Annotated in this window: 1 protein-coding gene; it reads left to right on the top strand. The window is 40.5% G+C overall.

Annotation, left to right across the window (positions count from 1 at the left end):
• Window positions 1–124 precede the first annotated feature (124 nt).
• Window positions 125–538 (top strand): transposase (locus tag ACTVAI_RS11845; protein ID WP_443486751.1); only part of this gene is annotated, 414 nt, incomplete at its 3' end.

A 538-nucleotide genomic window follows, 5' to 3' on the forward strand; every position in this document is an offset into this window, starting at 1 on the left:
GACGAGGAACATATCTGAAAAGGATATTGCGCTTGAACACCGTGTTTCCAATAACACCGTCAAAAGGGTTTTTGGAGATTTTTATGATACATTCCGCCAAGTCTATACTCATCTTCCTGAGAACATGGCGATTGATGAATTTAAGAGCGTAAAAAGCGCCGAGGGGGCAATGAGCCTGATTATTTGTGATTCTGACAACAAGAAAATTTTTGATATTCTGGAGGATCGTCGAAACAAATCAATCATTGATTACTTTATGCGTTTTCCACAAGAACAACGAGCGAAGGTCAAGACGGTCGTAGTGGACCTTTACGGTCCTTATCAAAAACTGTTTCAGGACCTCTTTCCTCAGGCAGCGTTGATCATTGATCGTTTTCACATTGTCACACAGGTGAACCGGGCTCTCAATATGGCACGTGTCAGTTTTATGAATACCCTGAAGAAATCAAAAGACTTAAAGGCTAATCGAGATTACAGGAAGCTGAAGAAATACTGGAAATTAATCCTGAAAAAGGAAGAGACATTGAATAGCACCGAA

This window comes from Jeotgalibaca sp. A127, assembly GCF_052266745.1.
GTDB lineage: Bacteria > Bacillota > Bacilli > Lactobacillales > Aerococcaceae > Jeotgalibaca.